Genomic DNA, 18,003 nt, shown 5'->3' with positions numbered 1-18,003 from the left:
CGGCTTGGCGGCTTGGCGGCTTGGCGGCTTGGCGGCAGATTAGCGCATAAAATGCAGGGAAGTTCACGCATCACACCGGCATCGTCTCGAAAATCGCGTATCACGCCGAGTCGCGCCTCGCCCGTAGGTGCGCGAGCGGAAACGAAAACCCGCACCGACCGTCGCGCAATCGTGAGCGACGGGCCGGCTTACCCGCGCGCCATGCCCGCTCGCAGCCGATCGCCAGCATTGGCCGCCAGCCGTGCATATCCCGGTAACGTGAGCAACGCGAGTACGCCCGCGGCGACGAACGCCCAGCGAAAATCGTCGAGCACGTAGTGAACGCCCGTCGCATCGCCGCGCGCCAGCGCTGCCACCCGCAGCGACAACGCGCCGAACGCGATGCCCATCCCGATCGTCATCTGCTGCGCAGCGCTCCACAGCGTGCTGGCGGCACTCGTCTGCTGGGCCGGGATATCCGCATAGGCCAACGTCGCAAGCGTCGTGAACTGCATCGACCGCGTCAGTCCGTAGACGAACACGACAAGCAGCGTGATCGCCAGCGGCGTCGACGCGGTCAGCCACCCGCACGCAATCGTGAAGAAGCCGACGATCGTCACGTCGACGAGCGCGACGCGCCGGAAGCCGAAGCGGTCGAGTACCCACGACGTGCCTGCCTTCATGCCGAGGTTGCCAAGCGCACTGGCGAGCAGCAGCAGGCCGGACTGGAACGGCGACAGCCCGAAGCCGATCTGGAACAGCAGCGGCAGCAGGTACGGCACGGCATTGATCGCCATGCGCGTGACCGAGCCGGTGATCACCGTGACCGAGAACGTCGGCACCTTCAGCGTCGTGAAATCGAGCAGCGGATGTTCGCACCGTCGCGCATGCAGCCAGGCGGCAATGCCGAACAGCACGCTCGCGCCCACGAGCAGGCCCGCGCGGGCAAACTGCGCATCCTGCTGGCCGGCCGTTTCGGTGCCGATCAACAGGCACGTCAACGCACCGCCCGCGAGCACGAAGCCGATCCAGTCGAGCGGCCGTTGCTCGTCGGCGCGCGTGTTGCGGACGATCAGCCACGTGCAGACCAGCGCCGCGATGCCGAACGGCACGTTCAGCAGGAAGATCCATCGCCACGATGCATAGGTCGTAATGAAACCGCCGATCGGCGGCCCGACGACCGGCGCAACGATGCCGGGCCACGTGATCGTCGCGATCGCGCGCATCAGCTTCGCCTTCTCCGTGCTGCGCACGACGATCATTCGCCCGACCGGCACCATCATCGCCCCGCCGACGCCCTGCAGCAGCCGCGCAGCCGTGAACGCCACGACGCCATTGGACAGCCCGCACAGTACGGACGCACCGGTAAAGATCACGATCGCGCTGCCGAACACCGTGCGCGAACCGTGTCGGTCCGCGATCCAGCCGCTGATCGGGATGAACACCGCGAGCGCGAGCATGTAGGCCGTCATCCCGAGGCTCAGTGCGTTCGGCCCGACACCGAACGAGTTTGCCATCTGCGGCAGCGCAGTCGCGATCACGGTCGTGTCGAGGTACTCCATGAAGAAGGTCGCCGCGACGAGATACGGCAAGAAGTCGGTCGTCCTATCACTATGGGCAGAGCGGGCAGTCATGAACGATGCGGGAGACGGAATACGGAGGACACCGACCGCCAGCGGGTACCTGGAAGCACCGGGAATCGGGACGAATGGCGATATTACCCCGAAGGGCTTGCACCCCGCTCTGCTGAGCATGTCGCGCAGATGGACTTTATGCGCATAGATTTCTTTGACGAATTCAGATTGCGTTCGCCGAATGACGCCTATGATCAGACCGACGCAACGCACCGAAGGATGAATGGCTCAGGAAATCTTTCGTCAAAACGAGCCATTCATCGAGCATTTCCGACGAACGTCGCGCATCGTCGCCTATTACAGCTTCACACGTAGAGGGAACGACATTGGCTGAGCGCCAACTGGAGGGGATTGATGTGATGTGCAGCAGAACGCACTAGGTGATTTCAGGCACGCAACGTGAGGATCGCTCGAGAACGGCTGGTGCCAGGATCGACTCATTCGGCGCCTAGTTCCCGCCAGGCTGCCCTCCCGGCCCCATGCGCATTTCCGCCGCGCCAATGCAAAAACCCCCGCCTTTCGGGCGGGGGTTCTTGGCTTAGGGAGCCTGACGATTACCTACTTTCACACGGGAATCCGCACTATCATCGGCGTAGAGTCGTTTCACGGTCCTGTTCGGGATGGGAAGGGGTGGGACCGACTCGCTATGGTCATCAGGCAAAAGGGGTTGTTGTGCTGGCTTCGCAGCACAACCAATCTTGGAAGAAGCAGTAATTTTGAGTTGTGTGTATCACACACGAGAATCCAACCAATCCGACGCGCTGTAATCAGCGCGAGACAGACTTGTTATAGGATCAAGCCTTACGGGCAATTAGTATCAGTTAGCTGAACGCATTACTGCGCTTACACACCTGACCTATCAACGTCCTGGTCTCGAACGACCCTTCAAGGGGATCTAGTCCCCAGGGATATCTCATCTTAAGGCGAGTTTCCCGCTTAGATGCTTTCAGCGGTTATCTCTTCCGAACATAGCTACCCGGCGATGCCACTGGCGTGACAACCGGTACACCAGAGGTTCGTCCACTCCGGTCCTCTCGTACTAGGAGCAGCCCCCTTCAAATATCCAACGCCCACGGCAGATAGGGACCAAACTGTCTCACGACGTTTTAAACCCAGCTCACGTACCTCTTTAAATGGCGAACAGCCATACCCTTGGGACCGGCTACAGCCCCAGGATGAGATGAGCCGACATCGAGGTGCCAAACACCGCCGTCGATATGAACTCTTGGGCGGTATCAGCCTGTTATCCCCAGAGTACCTTTTATCCGTTGAGCGATGGCCCTTCCATACAGAACCACCGGATCACTATGACCTGCTTTCGCACCTGCTCGACTTGTCGGTCTCGCAGTTAAGCACGCTTATGCCATTGCACTATCAGCACGATTTCCGACCGTACCTAGCGTACCTTCGTACTCCTCCGTTACGCTTTGGGAGGAGACCGCCCCAGTCAAACTGCCTACCATGCACTGTCCCCGACCCGGATCACGGGCCAAGGTTAGAACCTCAAACAAACCAGGGTGGTATTTCAAGGACGGCTCCACCGAAACTAGCGTTCCGGTTTCATAGCCTCCCACCTATCCTACACAGATCGGTTCAAAGTCCAATGCAAAGCTACAGTAAAGGTTCATGGGGTCTTTCCGTCTAGCCGCGGGTAGATTGCATCATCACAAACACTTCAACTTCGCTGAGTCTCGGGAGGAGACAGTGTGGCCATCGTTACGCCATTCGTGCAGGTCGGAACTTACCCGACAAGGAATTTCGCTACCTTAGGACCGTTATAGTTACGGCCGCCGTTTACCGGGACTTCAATCAAGAGCTTGCACCCCATCATTTAATCTTCCGGCACCGGGCAGGCGTCACACCCTATACGTCCACTTTCGTGTTTGCAGAGTGCTGTGTTTTTATTAAACAGTCGCAGCCACCAGTTTATTGCAACCCCTTCACCCTTTGCCCGCAGGGGCATCAAGCTACAAGGGCGTACCTTATCCCGAAGTTACGGTACCAATTTGCCGAGTTCCTTCTCCCGAGTTCTCTCAAGCGCCTTAGAATACTCATCTCGCCCACCTGTGTCGGTTTGCGGTACGGTCATCATTAGACTGAAGCTTAGAGGCTTTTCTTGGAACCACTTCCAATTGCTTCGCTCCCTAAGGAGCTCGCGCCACACCCTTGAATTCCGCGCCCGGATTTGCCTAAGCGCCTTCTCCAATGCAGCGACCGGGACTTCCAACACCCGGACAACCTTCCGCGATCCGTCCCCCCATCGCATCTAACAATGGTGCAGGAATATTGACCTGCTTCCCATCAGCTACGCATTTCTGCCTCGCCTTAGGGGCCGACTCACCCTACGCCGATGAACGTTGCGTAGGAAACCTTGGGCTTACGGCGAGGGGGCCTTTCACCCCCTTTATCGCTACTCATGTCAGCATTCGCACTTCCGATACCTCCAGCACGCTTTTCAACGCACCTTCGCAGGCTTACGGAACGCTCTCCTACCATGCGTGCAAAGCACGCATCCGCAGCTTCGGTATATAGCTTAGCCCCGTTACATCTTCCGCGCAGGACGACTCGATCAGTGAGCTATTACGCTTTCTTTAAAGGGTGGCTGCTTCTAAGCCAACCTCCTGACTGTTTTAGCCTTCCCACTTCGTTTCCCACTTAGCTATATTTGGGGACCTTAGCTGGCGGTCTGGGTTGTTTCCCTCTTGACACCGGACGTTAGCACCCGATGTCTGTCTCCCGTGATTGCACTCTTCGGTATTCGGAGTTTGCTATGGCGGGGTAATCTGCAATAGACCCCCCAACCATGACAGTGCTCTACCCCCGAAGGTGAGACACGAGGCACTACCTAAATAGTTTTCGGAGAGAACCAGCTATTTCCAAGTTTGTTTAGCCTTTCACCCCTATCCACAGCTCATCCCCTAACTTTTCAACGTTAGTGGGTTCGGACCTCCAGTACGTGTTACCGCACCTTCATCCTGGCCATGGATAGATCACTTGGTTTCGGGTCTACGCCCAGCAACTGAACGCCCTATTCGGACTCGCTTTCGCTACGCCTGCCCTATACGGTTAAGCTTGCTACTGAACGTAAGTCGCTGACCCATTATACAAAAGGTACGCCGTCACCCCTTACGAGGCTCCGACTGTTTGTATGCATGCGGTTTCAGGATCTATTTCACTCCCCTCCCGGGGTTCTTTTCGCCTTTCCCTCACGGTACTGGTTCACTATCGGTCGATCACGAGTATTTAGCCTTGGAGGATGGTCCCCCCATCTTCAGACAGGATTTCACGTGTCCCGCCCTACTTGTCGCACACCTAGTTCTTTCATACTGTTTTCGCCTACGGGGCTATCACCCGCTATGGCCGCACTTTCCAGAGCGTTCGGCTAACAATACAAATAAAGAGTGCAAGGCTCATCCCATTTCGCTCGCCACTACTTTGGGAATCTCGGTTGATTTCTTTTCCTGCGGTTACTTAGATGTTTCAGTTCACCGCGTTCGCTTCACATGGCCTATGTATTCAGCCATGGATACTCCAAAAGGAGTGGGTTTCCCCATTCGGACATCTACGGATCAAAGCTTGTTTGCCAGCTCCCCGTAGCTTTTCGCAGGCTACCGCGTCCTTCATCGCCTGTGATCGCCAAGGCATCCACCACATGCACTTGTTCGCTTGACCCTATAACGAGTCTGTCTCTCGACAGTCGTTACAGGTTGAGTTCTCGCATTTGTGCCGTATTCCAATTGAGTCAAACATAGAGTTCGAATCATCTTGAGATACATCGATACAATCACAACCCGGATAGTTTTCACGTCCATCTCATAGACGCTTCCGCTATCCAAATTACTTACTTCTTCCAGATTGTTAAAGAACGACAGCCGATATGGTTTTACTCATATCAATCTGACTGGCTCAATCGCCAATGACAAAGATTCGACTCAAGTCGAACGCTTGTCATTGAAGATTGGTGGAGGCAGACGGGATCGAACCGACGACCCCCTGCTTGCAAAGCAGGTGCTCTCCCAGCTGAGCTATGCCCCCATGTACAGATATTCCTCAGGGTGTACCGCCAGTCAAGACGGTGGTGGGTCTGGTTGGATTCGAACCAACGACCCCCGCCTTATCAAGACGGTGCTCTAACCGACTGAGCTACAGACCCCTGAGTCTGTCTTTAAATTTACAGCCGATAAGCGTGAGCGCTCAACTTTGCGAGATAGCTCTGGAAAGGAGGTGATCCAGCCGCACCTTCCGATACGGCTACCTTGTTACGACTTCACCCCAGTCATGAATCCTACCGTGGTGACCGTCCTCCTTGCGGTTAGACTAGCCACTTCTGGTAAAACCCACTCCCATGGTGTGACGGGCGGTGTGTACAAGACCCGGGAACGTATTCACCGCGGCATGCTGATCCGCGATTACTAGCGATTCCAGCTTCATGCACTCGAGTTGCAGAGTGCAATCCGGACTACGATCGGTTTTCTGGGATTAGCTCCCCCTCGCGGGTTGGCAACCCTCTGTTCCGACCATTGTATGACGTGTGAAGCCCTACCCATAAGGGCCATGAGGACTTGACGTCATCCCCACCTTCCTCCGGTTTGTCACCGGCAGTCTCCTTAGAGTGCTCTTGCGTAGCAACTAAGGACAAGGGTTGCGCTCGTTGCGGGACTTAACCCAACATCTCACGACACGAGCTGACGACAGCCATGCAGCACCTGTGCGCCGGTTCTCTTTCGAGCACTTCCACCTCTCAGCGGAATTCCGACCATGTCAAGGGTAGGTAAGGTTTTTCGCGTTGCATCGAATTAATCCACATCATCCACCGCTTGTGCGGGTCCCCGTCAATTCCTTTGAGTTTTAATCTTGCGACCGTACTCCCCAGGCGGTCAACTTCACGCGTTAGCTACGTTACTAAGGAAATGAATCCCCAACAACTAGTTGACATCGTTTAGGGCGTGGACTACCAGGGTATCTAATCCTGTTTGCTCCCCACGCTTTCGTGCATGAGCGTCAGTATTGGCCCAGGGGGCTGCCTTCGCCATCGGTATTCCTCCACATCTCTACGCATTTCACTGCTACACGTGGAATTCTACCCCCCTCTGCCATACTCTAGCCTGCCAGTCACCAATGCAGTTCCCAGGTTGAGCCCGGGGATTTCACATCGGTCTTAGCAAACCGCCTGCGCACGCTTTACGCCCAGTAATTCCGATTAACGCTCGCACCCTACGTATTACCGCGGCTGCTGGCACGTAGTTAGCCGGTGCTTATTCTTCCGGTACCGTCATCCCCCGACTGTATTAGAGCCAAGGATTTCTTTCCGGACAAAAGTGCTTTACAACCCGAAGGCCTTCTTCACACACGCGGCATTGCTGGATCAGGCTTTCGCCCATTGTCCAAAATTCCCCACTGCTGCCTCCCGTAGGAGTCTGGGCCGTGTCTCAGTCCCAGTGTGGCTGGTCGTCCTCTCAGACCAGCTACTGATCGTCGCCTTGGTAGGCCTTTACCCCACCAACTAGCTAATCAGCCATCGGCCAACCCTATAGCGCGAGGCCCGAAGGTCCCCCGCTTTCATCCGTAGATCGTATGCGGTATTAATCCGGCTTTCGCCGGGCTATCCCCCACTACAGGACATGTTCCGATGTATTACTCACCCGTTCGCCACTCGCCACCAGGTGCAAGCACCCGTGCTGCCGTTCGACTTGCATGTGTAAGGCATGCCGCCAGCGTTCAATCTGAGCCAGGATCAAACTCTTCAGTTTAAACCTGTTACTGTTTTCGGTTCAGTTAAGAACCGGTCGCTCACTCAAAGCTGACAGGAATATGAATTGCTTCATAAACCTGACTTACTTTAGTGTGAGACTCTTGATACTTTCGCTATCTGATCCGAGGATCAGCTCGCTTCCATCAAGCGCCCACACTTATCGGCTGTTAATTTTTAAAGAGCGTTTCTGCGAGGAACTTCGTGTTTCTCAGCAGCGCTGCGTTTTCAGCAGCAGAGAAGCGAGATTATGAACCGTGTTTCGCATTTCGTCAACAACTTTTTTCACTACATCGTTGCGACTGCGGGGCTCAACTTCCAGGCCAGTGGCGCGCTCCAGACTGCAGCACACCGCCAACCCTGCTTCCCTCTCCCGCGCCGCGTTTCCGTTAGCGCGAAAGAGGCGTGATTGTAGGCAGCCTCTTCGATCTGCGCAAGGGGTTTTCTCAAAAAAATTTAAGGCCCCGCACGCTACCGCGTGCGGGGCCTTATATAGAAGCGGCCGAACCGTCAGCCCACGCGCGCCTGGCGCGCGACGATCTCCATATAGTGATCGAGATCCGGCGTCACCTTGCCTTCTTCCTTCGCCGTATCGTCCCAGCGGCGCAGACGCAGCGCGTCCTTCGCGAACGGGCGTTGCAGGAACACCGCCGTCTCCTCTTCGCTGAAGATGCCGCCCTGCAACGCGAGGCTGCGCACCGAGTCCGGCGACAGGCTCTCGAAGTAGCCGGCGTCCGTGCGGCACAGGCAGCGCTTCGCGTCGACATGCAGCCGGATCGGCTCCAGCACCGCGTCGGAAAACAGCGGCCGCAGGAACGGCAGCACGTAATACTGATGCAGATCGTCGATCCCTCGGGCGCTCGGCGTCTCGCCCTGGCGATTCAGCAGATGCCCGAGATCGTGCAGGAACGCCGCCGCGACCAGCGCGTCGTCAGCTCCCGCCTCTTCCGCCAGCAACCCGCTCTGCAATGCATGCTCGAGCTGCGTGACCGGCTCGCCGCTATAGGCCACATGGCCATGCTCGCGATACAACCCGTGGATCTCTTCCACCGTCAATGCCATTCGTTCACTCCCAAGGCAGCGAAAACGTCTTCAGGTTCGTGAAGCTCTTCATCGCCTCCTGAACGCCTTCCTTGTAACCGAGCCCCGAATCCTTGATCCCGCCGAACGGCGACAGCTCGATCCGGTAGCCAGGCACTTCCCATACATTCACCGTGCCGACGTTCAGCTCGTTCACGAACCGCACGACCGCCGCCGTACTGTCCGTACAGACGCCCGACGACAGCCCGAACGCCGTCCCGTTGCTGATCCGGATCGCGTCGTCGATCGTGTCGAACGTGATCACCGGCGATACCGGGCCGAAGGTCTCCTCGCGCACGATCGTCATCGACGGATCGACGTTGTCGAGCACGGTCGGCGCATACAGCGCGCCGCGCCGCACGTTGCCGGTCAACAGGCGTGCGCCCTGCGCGACCGCTTCGTCGACCCGCGCCTCGAACAGCCGCGCCGCTTCCTCGTCGATCACCGTGCCCATTTCGTTCGCGGGATCGAACGGATCGCCGTACTTCCATGCGCGCGTCTTCTCGACCAGCAACTCGGTGAAGGCGGGTGCGATCGAACGCTGCACCAGCATCCGCTTGACCGCCGTACAGCGCTGGCCCGAATTCCGGTACGAGCCGAGCACCGCCAGCGACGTCGCGCGTTCGAGATCGGCATCGTCGAGGACGATCAGCGGATCGTTGCCGCCCAGTTCCAGCACGATGCGGCGGTAGCCGGCCCGCGCGGCAATCGCCTTGCCGATCGCCACGCCGCCCGTAAAGGTAATCAGCGACGCATGCGGATGCGTGACGAGTTCGTCCGCAATCTCGCGCGGATCGCCGGTCAGTACCTGCAGCATCGGCTCCGGCAGCCCGGCCTCGACCAGCAGGTCGGCCAGGTAGAACGCCGACAGCGGCACCTTCTCCGACGGCTTCAAGATCACACGGTTGTTGGTCGCGATCGCCGGCGCGATCTTGTGCGCCACCTGGTTCATCGGATGATTGAACGGCGTGATCGCGACGATCACGCCGTCGAGCGGCTGCCGCTGCGAAAACACGCGGCGTGCCTTGCCGTGGGGCGTCAGGTCGCACGAGAAACTCTGCGCGTCGTCGCGCAGCGCCTCGATTGCCGCAAACTTCAGCACATCGGCAACGCGGCCGATCTCGTAGCGCGAGTCCTGTTTCGACAGGCCCGATTCGAGCGTGATCAGGTCGGACGCTTCCTCGGTACGCTCGCGCAACAGCGCGGCCGCACGCTCGAGGATCTGCGAGCGCTCGTAACGCGTGAGCTTCGGCCGATACGCCATCGCGTAGTCGAATGCCGCGCGCACATCGTCGACGCTCGCCAGCGGCACCGTGCCGACGCGCGTGCCCGTGTAAGGGTCCATGACGTCGAGCGTGCGTTCCCGCGTCGCGCGCGTGCCGCACCAGCGCAGCGCCTCTGCACGGAACGCCGGGTGATCGTGTCGGGGATGAGCCATCATGTCGCGACCCGGTTCAGCACGAAATCGAACACGTCGAAGTTGCGCGGGCGACGCGCGGGATCGAGCGGCTCGATACGGCGATTGAACAGCAGCGGTACTTCCTGCTCCGACACGCCGCCATGCGAACGCAGCGGCACCGTGAGACCCGACAGATCGTGTTCGCGCTCACGCGTGCCGAGCGTCATGTCGCGGCGGCCGATCACGACGAGATCGCCGATCCGGTCGGCCGGCAGCTCGAAACGTGCGGCAGCTTCCGCGTTGTCGAGCACGAGCTCGACGCCGTCGAGACTGCCGACGCGCCACATCGCCTCCGCCCGGTCGACACCCGGCGCCAGATAGATGGTCGCAAACGAGCCGAGCGCGCCGTGGTGCACGACGTACGGATCGGTGATCGGCAGGATCACGCGCGCAGCCTGCGCGCCGTACCAGCCGTCGAATGCGTCCTGCAGATAGATGACGTTCGGCCGGCCCGTCGCAGGATCGTGCTTCGCGTTCATCCCGTGATCGGCCGTGAGCCCGATCACCCAGCCGAGCGCGTCGAGCTGCGCGAGATAGCCGTCCATCATCGCGTAGAACGCGTTCGCGCCGGCACTGCCCGGCTCGCACTTGTGCTGCACGTAATCGGTGGTCGACAGGTACATCAGGTCGACCTGGCGCGTCTGCGCAAGCCGCACGCCGGCCGCGAACACGAATTCGGACAACGCCGCGCTGTAGACGTCAGGCGACGGCAGGCCCACCCAGTCGAGCACGTCGACGATCCCGTTTTCCGCGAGATTCGCCTGCGCGGCCTTCTCGGCCGAAAAGCAGATGCCGTTCATCTGCCAGCCGAGCAGCCGGCGCAGCTTGTCCTTCGCCGTCACGACGGCGACCCGCGCACCGGCGTCGGACGCCGCCGCGAGCAGCGTGCCGGCCCGCAGGTAGGCCGGGTCGTTCATCATGACTTCGGCACCGCGCCCGCCGTCGGCGGCCGGATCCCAGAAATAGTTGCCGCAGATCCCGTGGACCGACGGCGGCACGCCGCAGACGATCGACAGGTTGTTCGGGTTGGTGAAGGTCGGCACGACGCAATCGCCACGCCAGGCCGTGCCTTCCGCGATCATCCGGCCGATGAACGGCGCGACGCCCGCTTCCACCGCCCGTTCGAGATAGTCGTACTCGCAGCCGTCGACGCAGACGACGACGGTCGGCTCGACCGGCAGCCGGTAGTGCCGGCCGTTGACGTCGACGGAACGTCCCGCGAGATCCGTCGAAGCGCCGGCTGCCGACGCTTCACCCGGTTGGCGCAATGCGAACGCGGCGTTCATGATGCCACCCGCTTGCCGCGCGGCACGCGCGCAGCGATCAGCAGCAGCGCCGCGAGCGACGCGCCGAGCATCAGCAGCGACAGCGCCGATGCCGGAAGGTAGTAACCGCGCTCCACCTGGCCGATCACGACGATCGGCACGGTCGCGAAGCCGGGCGGATACACCGTCAGCGTCGCGCCGAGCTCGCCGAGCGACAGCGCAAAGCCGAGCGCAAGGCTCGCGCGCAGCGCCGGCACGAGTTGCGGCAGCAGCACGCGGCGCAGCACCATCGCGGGCGGCGCGCCGAGGCTCGCCGCGGCTTCACGCAGCACGGTCAGTTCCGGACGCAGCGCGGCAGCCGCGCAGCGATAGCAGAACGGCAAAATCAGCGCGAGCTGCACGAGCACGACGATCGCCGCCGAACTCGACAGGTCGACCGGCTTCTGGTGATACGCGATCAGCACCGCAAGCCCGAGCACGACGCTCGGCACGCCGTTCGGCACCATCACGAGCGCGTCGACCACCGCGCCGAGGCCGCGCCGGTCGCGCCCTTCGAGCGCCAGCGCAAGCCACAGCCCGAGGATCGTGCCGACCGCCGACACGCCGAAGCCGATTTCCAGGCTCGTCAGCAGCGCGTCGTATTCCGGCGACCCGAGCCGCTCGAACCAGCGCAGGCTGTAGCCGGCCGGCAAAATCGTGCCCGACCACTGCGTCGACACGCTCGACAGCGCGACGACGACGACAGGCAACACGAACAACCAGAAGCACGCGAACGCGGCCAGCGCGAGCGCCGCGCGCGACGCATGCTTGAGCACCGTGTCGCCCCAGCCGATCTGGTGGCGCGGCACGGCTTGCCCAATACGAAATTCAGCGGACATCGTTCCCTCCCGTCGCACGCCGGTTCACCCGGCGATAAACCGCATACAGCGCCAGCGACAGCGCGAGCATCACGACCGCGCCGGCCGACGCGGTCGGCAGGTCGAGGTCGACGGTCGCGCTGCTGTAGATCGCGACCGGCAGCGTCACGAGCCGCGCGCTGCCGAGCACCAGCAGAATCCCGAATTCGTTCAACGTCAGCAGAAAGCACAGCACGGTGCCGGCGGCGATACCCGGCCACGCGATCGGCAGCACGACGCGGCGGGCGAGCATCCAGCCGGACGCGCCGAGGCTGCGCGCGGCTTCGATCAGCCGCAGGTCGAGCGTCGCGAACGACGCGAGCGTCGGCCGCACCACGAACGGCGTATAGAACACGGTCTGCGCGAGGATCACGCCGCCAATGCCGAACAGGAAGTCGAGCGGCGGATTCTCGAGATGGAACAGGTGCTGCAGCGCGATGCTGATCGAGCCCTGCGAGCCGTACAGGAAGATCAGCGTGAACGCGACGAGGAACGACGGGAATGCAACGTACAGTTCCAGGAACCGCGTGACGAGCGACGCGCCCGGAAACGGCTTGAAGAACAGCAGCGCAGCCAGCAGCACGCCGAGCACCGACGCGGTGCCGGCACTCGCGAACAGCACGCCGAGCGTCGTCAGCATCACGTCGCGCGTGTCGGGGTTGCCGAAGAACGTGCGGTACGCGGCAAAACTCAACCCGTGGTCGCCCGATACGCTCAGCAGCACGAGCCGCACCAGCGGATAGACGACGAGCGGGCCCAGCAGGAGGATCGCAAGCGCGGCCAGGTGCAGGTCGCCCATGCGCTTGCGGCGCCGCGCGGCGGCGGCGTGCGCGGCGGCCGACGCGAGCACGTGCGGCGGCAGGCCGGCTTCAGGGCTCGATAAGGACGACATCGTCTGCCTCGCAATGCAGGGAAACGCGCGCACCGCGCTCGGGAGCCGCACCGCGGCCGCGTTGCATCGTGACGCGCACGGGTTCGTCGGGGGCCGCATCGATCGTGACCGCGATCGACAGGTCCGCGCCCTGCCATTCGACGGACGACACCGTGCCGTGCAGCCCGCCCGCAGCGGGCGGCATCACGGTCAGGCGCTCGGGGCGCACGCAGGCCACCTTGCCGCGCACTTCGTGGCGCGGATCGCCGAGCGGGAAGATCACGTGCGGCGGCAGCAGGTTCGCCGGGCCGAGATAGCGTGCGACGTAGCCGTCCTGCGGCGCGTCGTACAACTGCTGCGGCGTGCCGAGCTGCGCGATATGGCCGTCGCGCATCAGCAGCGCGCGATCGGACAGCACGAGCGCGTCGTCGCGGTCGTGCGTCACGCAGACGACGGTCAGGTTCGGCAGGCGCTCGTGCAGCGCTTTCAGTTCGCTGCGCACCGATGCGCGCAGGTTGGCGTCGAGCGCCGACAGCGGCTCGTCGAGCAGCAGCACGTCCGGCTCGATCACGAGCGCGCGCGCCAGTGCGACACGCTGCTGCATCCCGCCCGACAGTTGCGCGGGCAGGTGATGGCCCGCATCGCCGAGCTGCACGAGCTTCAGCGCGTCGGCGACGCGGCGCGTCACTTCCGACGACGCCATGCCGCGGGCGCGCAGCCCGAATGCGACGTTCTCGAACACCGACAGGTGCGGGAACAGCGCGTAATTCTGGAACAGCAGACCGAGATTGCGCTTGTGCGGCGGCGCATAGGTCAGGTCGCGTCCGGCAACGGTCAGCGTGCCGGTCAGGCCATCGGCCTTCACGAACCCGGCGATGAAGCGCAGCAGCGTGGTCTTGCCGCAGCCGCTCTTGCCGAGCACCGTCAGAAATTCACCGGCACCGATCGACAGCGACAGATCTTCCAGCACCGTGCGTGCGCCGTAGCGCACGCTCAGGTGTTCGATCTGCACGCCGCCCGGCGCGCCGGACCGCAACGTTGCTTGCGGTTCGGCGGCGCCGAATGCGCCGGGATGGGTCAGGGTGGTTTCCACCGGGTTCATCCTCTTGCTCACAAATACAGGCGGCGTGCGCCGATCACTTCGGCTTGACGACGTCGAGCTGCTTGCCCGAGCTGCCGATCACGTCCTTCTTCCAGCGCTCGATCCACACCGGCTTCTTCGCCATCACCTGGGTCCAGTCGACCGGGATCAGCTTCACGCCCGCGATCGCCTTCTTGACCGCTTCGCCGTTCTTGCCGGCCAGCGGCACGTCCGTGCGGCCCGGGATACCGTACATGTCCGGCACCTTCGACTGCACTTCCGTCGACATCAGGTAGTCGATCAGCTTCTTGCCGGCGTCCTGGTTCGGGCCGCTCTTGATCAGGCCGATGCCGTACGGGAGCTGGAACGTGGTCGGCTGGTCGCCATCCTTCGCGGCCAGGAAGATCGGCTTGACGGACAGCGCGCCGTGTTCGGCATCGTCGAGGTCCATCTGCAGGTCGCCGTTCGCGACGCTGATTTCGTTACGCGACAGCAGCACGTTCAGGTAGCCCGTGCCCTTCGTGTGGAACTTCACGCTCTTCGACAGTTGCGCGAGGTAGTCGAACGCCTTGTCCTCGCCCATCAGCGACGTCGTCAGGATCAGCACGGCCATCCCGTCGCCGGCCGTGGCCGGGTTCGAGTACGCGACCTTGCCCGCGTAGGCCGGCGACAGCAGGTCGCCAAACGTCTTCGGCTGGTTCTTCACGACGTCCGGGTTGATCGCGAACGAGAAGTAGTTGTTCACGAACGTTGCCCACGTGCCGTCTTCAGCCTTCGCGATGGCCGGCACGTTCTTGTAGTTCACGCTCTGGTACGGCTGCAGCAGGCCCATCTGGCCAGCTTGCTGAATGAACGGCGGCAGCGTGACGAGCACGTCGGCCTTCGGCGAGTTCTTCTCGATGTTCGCGCGGTTGACGACTTCACCGCTGCCCGCCGTCACGATGTTGACCTTGACGCCTTCCTTCTTCTCGAAAGCCGGCAGCACATCGCGATAGAGGTTCTCGAGACCGTCTGCCGTATACAGCACGACCGCGCTCGCCGCATGGGCGGGCAACGCGGCGCCCATCAGACCGGCGACGCTGGCGGCCAGCGCAAGCTTGCGGAACGCGCCGGCAGCGGCGCGCGAGGGTTTCTGCAGTGTCATCTGACTTCTCCGTAGGCGGAACACCAAATGGCCGGGGGCACGATCCGGCTCTCCTGTTATCTCCGGGCAAGGCCGATCGACGGCCCGCCTCGCCGCCGCGCTGAGGTTAGGTTTTGCGCGGCAAGCGAAGGATCACAGCGTTCGATGACAAACCCGTGACGAATGCCACAATTTCCAAAAAATGACACATTTTGCCAATATCATGCAAGTCATTCAGAAATGCCGCCCGGCGTTTCTTCCTACCTTTGCAGAGGAAAACCATGTCCGATCCGATTCTTCTTACGCCCGGCCCGCTCACCACGTCCGCCACAACCCGCCACGCAATGCAACATGACTGGGGCTCGTGGGATGCCGCTTTCAATGAACTGACGGCCAGCGTCTGCGCGGATCTCGTCGCGATCGCGCACGGCGGCGACGAGTACGTGTGCGTGCCGATGCAAGGCAGCGGCACGTTCTCGGTCGAAGCGGCGCTCGGCACGCTGGTGCCGCGCGGCGGCGTCGTGCTGGTGCCCGACAACGGCGCGTACTGCGCGCGCATCCTGAAGATCCTCGGGCGGCTCGGCATCGAGGCGATCGCGTTGCCGTTCGGCGAGGACGCCGCCGTCGATCCGGCCGCGATCGAAGCCGCGTTCGCGCGCGAGCCGCGCATCACGCACGTCGCGCAGGTGCATCTGGAGACGAGCGCCGGCATCCTGAACCCGCTCGACGACATCGCCGCCGTGTGCCGGCGCCACGGCAAGCGGTTGATCGTCGACGCGATGAGCTCGTTCGGCGCGCTGCCGATCAAGCTGGCCGGCAGCGGCATCGATGCGCTGATCTCGGCAAGCGGGAAATGCCTCGAAGGCGTGCCGGGGATGGGGTTCGCGATCGTGCGGCGCGACGCACTCGACGCGAGCGAAGGCAACTCGCCGTCGCTCGCGCTCGATCTCCACGATCAGTACGCGTATCTGCGCAAGACGGGCCAGTGGCGTTTCACGCCGCCGACGCACGTGATCGCCGCGCTGCGCGCCGCGCTCGACCAGTATCTCGCCGAAGGCGGCCAGCCGGCGCGCGGTGCGCGCTATGTGGACAACTGCCGGACGCTGGTCGAATCGATGCACGCGCTCGGCTTCACGCCGTTCCTCGATGCGAGCGTGCAGGCGCCGGTGATCGTCACGTTCCACGCGCCCGACCACCCGGCCTACGATTTCCGCCGCTTCTACGACGCCGTGCGCGACGCGGGCTTCATCCTGTATCCGGGCAAGCTCACGCAGCTCGAGACGTTCCGCGTCGGCTGCATCGGCGCGATCGACTCGAACGATATCCGGCGCGCGGTCGCGGCAATCGCGCAAGCGGTCGAGTCGCTCGGCATCGCCGTGCAGCGCGCATAAGCGCGGTACGACGCCAGCCGGCAGACCCGCCGGCACGCGCAAACAAAAAAGCCCGGCGGCCTTGCGGCTGCCGGGCGAACGCACTGGATGTGCGTGGAGCCGGTGCTTACAGCTCGATCCGCTTGATGTCGCCGACCACGAAGATGTACGACGCCGCGCCAACCAGCGCGATCACACCGATGAACACGAGCGCGCCGACGAACGACCCGGTCGACGCGACGATGAAACCGACCACGAGCGGCGTGACGATCCCGGCGAGGTTCGCCGCGAAGTTGAAGATGCCGCCCGTGACGCCGAGCAGGCCGTCCGGCGCGATGTCCGACACGAGCGTCCAGCCGAGTGCGGCCATCCCCTGCGCGAAGAATGCAACCGACATGATCGCGATCACGGCCTCGTTGCTCTGCACGTAGTTCGCGAGAATGATCGTCGACGCGAGCAGCAGGCCCGCGATGATCGGCAGCTTGCGCGCGAGGTTCGCGGACTTGCCGCGGCGCAGCAGCCAGTCGGAGAAGATCCCGCCGAACATCACGCCGACCGACGCGGCGATGAACGGCATCACCGCGAAGAAACCGATCTTCAGCCAGCCCATGTGACGCTCGGTCGCGAGGTAGGTCGGGAACCAGGTCAGGAAGAACACGAGCGTCGAGTTGCCGGCGAACTGGCCGAGGCAGATGCCCGCGAGCTGGCGCTTCTTCAGCAGCTTGCCGGCCATCGACCAGCTGAATGCCTTCTGCTCGCCCTTGGCGCCCTTGCCAACTTTGTCGCCGTCCTTGCGCGGGCCGTGCACCAGGCCGCCGCCCGCCTCGATATAGGCCAGCTCCTCCGAATTCGCGCCCGGATGGTTGCGCGGCTCGTGATAAAACTTCCACCAGACCAGGCCGAACACGATACCGATCGCGCCGACGACCCAGAACAGCGAGCGCCAGCCGAATGCCCCCATCAGCGCAAACAGCACCGGGCTGAAGAACGCGAGGCCGATGTACTCGCCGACGGTGTAAGTACCCGTCGCCATCGCACGCTCGTTCTGCGGGAACCACGTCGCGACGACGCGGCTGTTGGTCGGGAAGCACGGCGCCTCCGCGATGCCCAGGCCGAGACGACAGGTGAGCAGCGTCGCGACGCCGGGCACGAAGCCCTGCAGGAACGTGCACAGCGACCACAGCGTCATCGACCAGTAGTAAGTGACCTTGCTGCCGAAACGGTCGAGAAAGAGGCCGCCGGGCACCTGCGCGGCCACATACGTCCACGAAAACGCGGAAAACATGATGCCCATCACGGCCGCGTTGATGCCGAGCTCCTTGGTGAGCTGCGGCGCAGCCACCCCCAGCACGGTGCGGTCGAGATAGTTGATCATCGTGCCGATCGCGAGCAGCGCGAGAATCTTGTAGCGCGCCGAGGTGCGCCGGACAGTGCCGGACGCCTGCGCCGGCGCGGCGCTCGTGTGGGTGGTGTGCTGCATGGTCGTCTCCTGGTCT

10 protein-coding genes, 2 tRNA genes and 3 rRNA genes are annotated in these 18,003 nt (G+C 62.3%); 1 reads left to right on the top strand and 14 read right to left on the bottom strand.

Features of this window, described 5'->3' with window-relative positions:
• Positions 1-188: 188 nt before the first annotated feature.
• The 13 genes from ACN8ZM_RS17200 to phnS form a co-directional block, all read right to left on the bottom strand.
• Complete coding sequence (locus tag ACN8ZM_RS17200; RefSeq protein ID WP_420211837.1) at positions 189-1,613, bottom strand: DHA2 family efflux MFS transporter permease subunit; 1,425 nt, start codon at positions 1,611-1,613, stop codon at positions 189-191.
• A gap of 545 nt (positions 1,614-2,158) precedes the next feature.
• Positions 2,159-2,271, bottom strand: a 5S ribosomal RNA gene (gene rrf / locus ACN8ZM_RS17195).
• Between the two features lie 132 nt (positions 2,272-2,403).
• Positions 2,404-5,285 (bottom strand): 23S ribosomal RNA (locus ACN8ZM_RS17190).
• Positions 5,286-5,572: 287 nt separating this feature from the next.
• Positions 5,573-5,648: transfer RNA gene (locus ACN8ZM_RS17185), tRNA-Ala, on the bottom strand.
• 41 nt (positions 5,649-5,689) lie between these two features.
• Positions 5,690-5,766, bottom strand: a tRNA-Ile gene (locus tag ACN8ZM_RS17180).
• A gap of 64 nt (positions 5,767-5,830) precedes the next feature.
• Positions 5,831-7,363: ribosomal RNA gene (locus tag ACN8ZM_RS17175) — 16S ribosomal RNA — on the bottom strand.
• The 16S, 23S and 5S rRNA genes sit together here with 2 tRNA genes alongside, the layout of an rRNA operon.
• Positions 7,364-7,872: 509 nt before the next feature.
• Positions 7,873-8,424: a phosphonate degradation HD-domain oxygenase gene (locus ACN8ZM_RS17170; protein ID WP_420211836.1), complete on the bottom strand. Its 552-nt coding sequence runs from the start codon at positions 8,422-8,424 to the stop codon at positions 7,873-7,875.
• 4 nt (positions 8,425-8,428) lie between these two features.
• Complete coding sequence (phnY, locus tag ACN8ZM_RS17165) at positions 8,429-9,883, bottom strand: phosphonoacetaldehyde dehydrogenase (protein WP_420211835.1); 1,455 nt, start codon at positions 9,881-9,883, stop codon at positions 8,429-8,431.
• Positions 9,880-11,187: a phosphonoacetate hydrolase gene (phnA, locus tag ACN8ZM_RS17160; RefSeq protein ID WP_205823590.1), complete on the bottom strand. Its 1,308-nt coding sequence runs from the start codon at positions 11,185-11,187 to the stop codon at positions 9,880-9,882. Before phnA ends, phnY begins: the two co-directional genes overlap by 4 nt.
• Positions 11,184-12,044: a 2-aminoethylphosphonate ABC transport system, membrane component PhnV gene (phnV, locus tag ACN8ZM_RS17155; RefSeq protein WP_043180846.1), complete on the bottom strand. Its 861-nt coding sequence runs from the start codon at positions 12,042-12,044 to the stop codon at positions 11,184-11,186. The genes phnA and phnV overlap by 4 nt, the downstream gene beginning before the upstream one ends.
• Entirely contained in the window at positions 12,034-12,954 is a 921-nt protein-coding gene (gene phnU / locus ACN8ZM_RS17150) for a 2-aminoethylphosphonate ABC transporter permease subunit (protein WP_043181466.1), read from the bottom strand. Before phnU ends, phnV begins: the two co-directional genes overlap by 11 nt.
• The gene (phnT, locus tag ACN8ZM_RS17145) at positions 12,932-14,035 is read right to left on the bottom strand and encodes a 2-aminoethylphosphonate ABC transport system ATP-binding subunit PhnT (protein WP_043180847.1); all 1,104 of its coding nucleotides are present in this window, start codon (positions 14,033-14,035) and stop codon (positions 12,932-12,934) included. The genes phnU and phnT overlap by 23 nt, the downstream gene beginning before the upstream one ends.
• A 34-nt stretch (positions 14,036-14,069) precedes the next feature.
• Complete coding sequence (phnS, locus tag ACN8ZM_RS17140) at positions 14,070-15,158, bottom strand: 2-aminoethylphosphonate ABC transporter substrate-binding protein (protein ID WP_043180848.1); 1,089 nt, start codon at positions 15,156-15,158, stop codon at positions 14,070-14,072.
• Positions 15,159-15,418: 260 nt separating this feature from the next.
• On the opposite strand from phnS, the gene ACN8ZM_RS17135 reads away from it, so the two are divergent.
• On the top strand, positions 15,419-16,528 hold the full coding sequence (locus tag ACN8ZM_RS17135; protein WP_420211834.1) for a 2-aminoethylphosphonate--pyruvate transaminase: 1,110 nt from the start codon (positions 15,419-15,421) through the stop codon (positions 16,526-16,528).
• A gap of 106 nt (positions 16,529-16,634) precedes the next feature.
• Here ACN8ZM_RS17135 and ACN8ZM_RS17130 read toward each other — a convergent pair whose 3' ends face one another.
• Entirely contained in the window at positions 16,635-17,987 is a 1,353-nt protein-coding gene (locus ACN8ZM_RS17130; protein ID WP_420211833.1) for an MFS transporter, read from the bottom strand.
• Between the last annotated feature and the right edge of the window lie 16 nt (positions 17,988-18,003).

The sequence above is a fragment of the Burkholderia aenigmatica genome (genome assembly GCF_048627025.1).
GTDB classification, from domain to species: domain Bacteria; phylum Pseudomonadota; class Gammaproteobacteria; order Burkholderiales; family Burkholderiaceae; genus Burkholderia; species Burkholderia aenigmatica.
This window is presented reverse-complemented; position numbering and strand designations above follow the sequence as displayed.

Coding starts and splice junctions, on each gene's coding strand:
- phnV (WP_043180846.1), bottom strand. CDS start 12,044: ATGTCCGCTGAATTTCGTATTGGGCAAGCCGTGCCGCGCCACCAGATC.
- phnA (WP_205823590.1), bottom strand. CDS start 11,187: ATGAACGCCGCGTTCGCATTGCGCCAACCGGGTGAAGCGTCGGCAGCC.
- ACN8ZM_RS17170 (WP_420211836.1), bottom strand. CDS start 8,424: ATGGCATTGACGGTGGAAGAGATCCACGGGTTGTATCGCGAGCATGGC.
- phnT (WP_043180847.1), bottom strand. CDS start 14,035: ATGAACCCGGTGGAAACCACCCTGACCCATCCCGGCGCATTCGGCGCC.
- ACN8ZM_RS17135 (WP_420211834.1), top strand. CDS start 15,419: ATGTCCGATCCGATTCTTCTTACGCCCGGCCCGCTCACCACGTCCGCC.
- phnU (WP_043181466.1), bottom strand. CDS start 12,954: ATGTCGTCCTTATCGAGCCCTGAAGCCGGCCTGCCGCCGCACGTGCTC.
- phnY (WP_420211835.1), bottom strand. CDS start 9,883: ATGATGGCTCATCCCCGACACGATCACCCGGCGTTCCGTGCAGAGGCG.
- phnS (WP_043180848.1), bottom strand. CDS start 15,158: ATGACACTGCAGAAACCCTCGCGCGCCGCTGCCGGCGCGTTCCGCAAG.
- ACN8ZM_RS17130 (WP_420211833.1), bottom strand. CDS start 17,987: ATGCAGCACACCACCCACACGAGCGCCGCGCCGGCGCAGGCGTCCGGC.
- ACN8ZM_RS17200 (WP_420211837.1), bottom strand. CDS start 1,613: ATGACTGCCCGCTCTGCCCATAGTGATAGGACGACCGACTTCTTGCCG.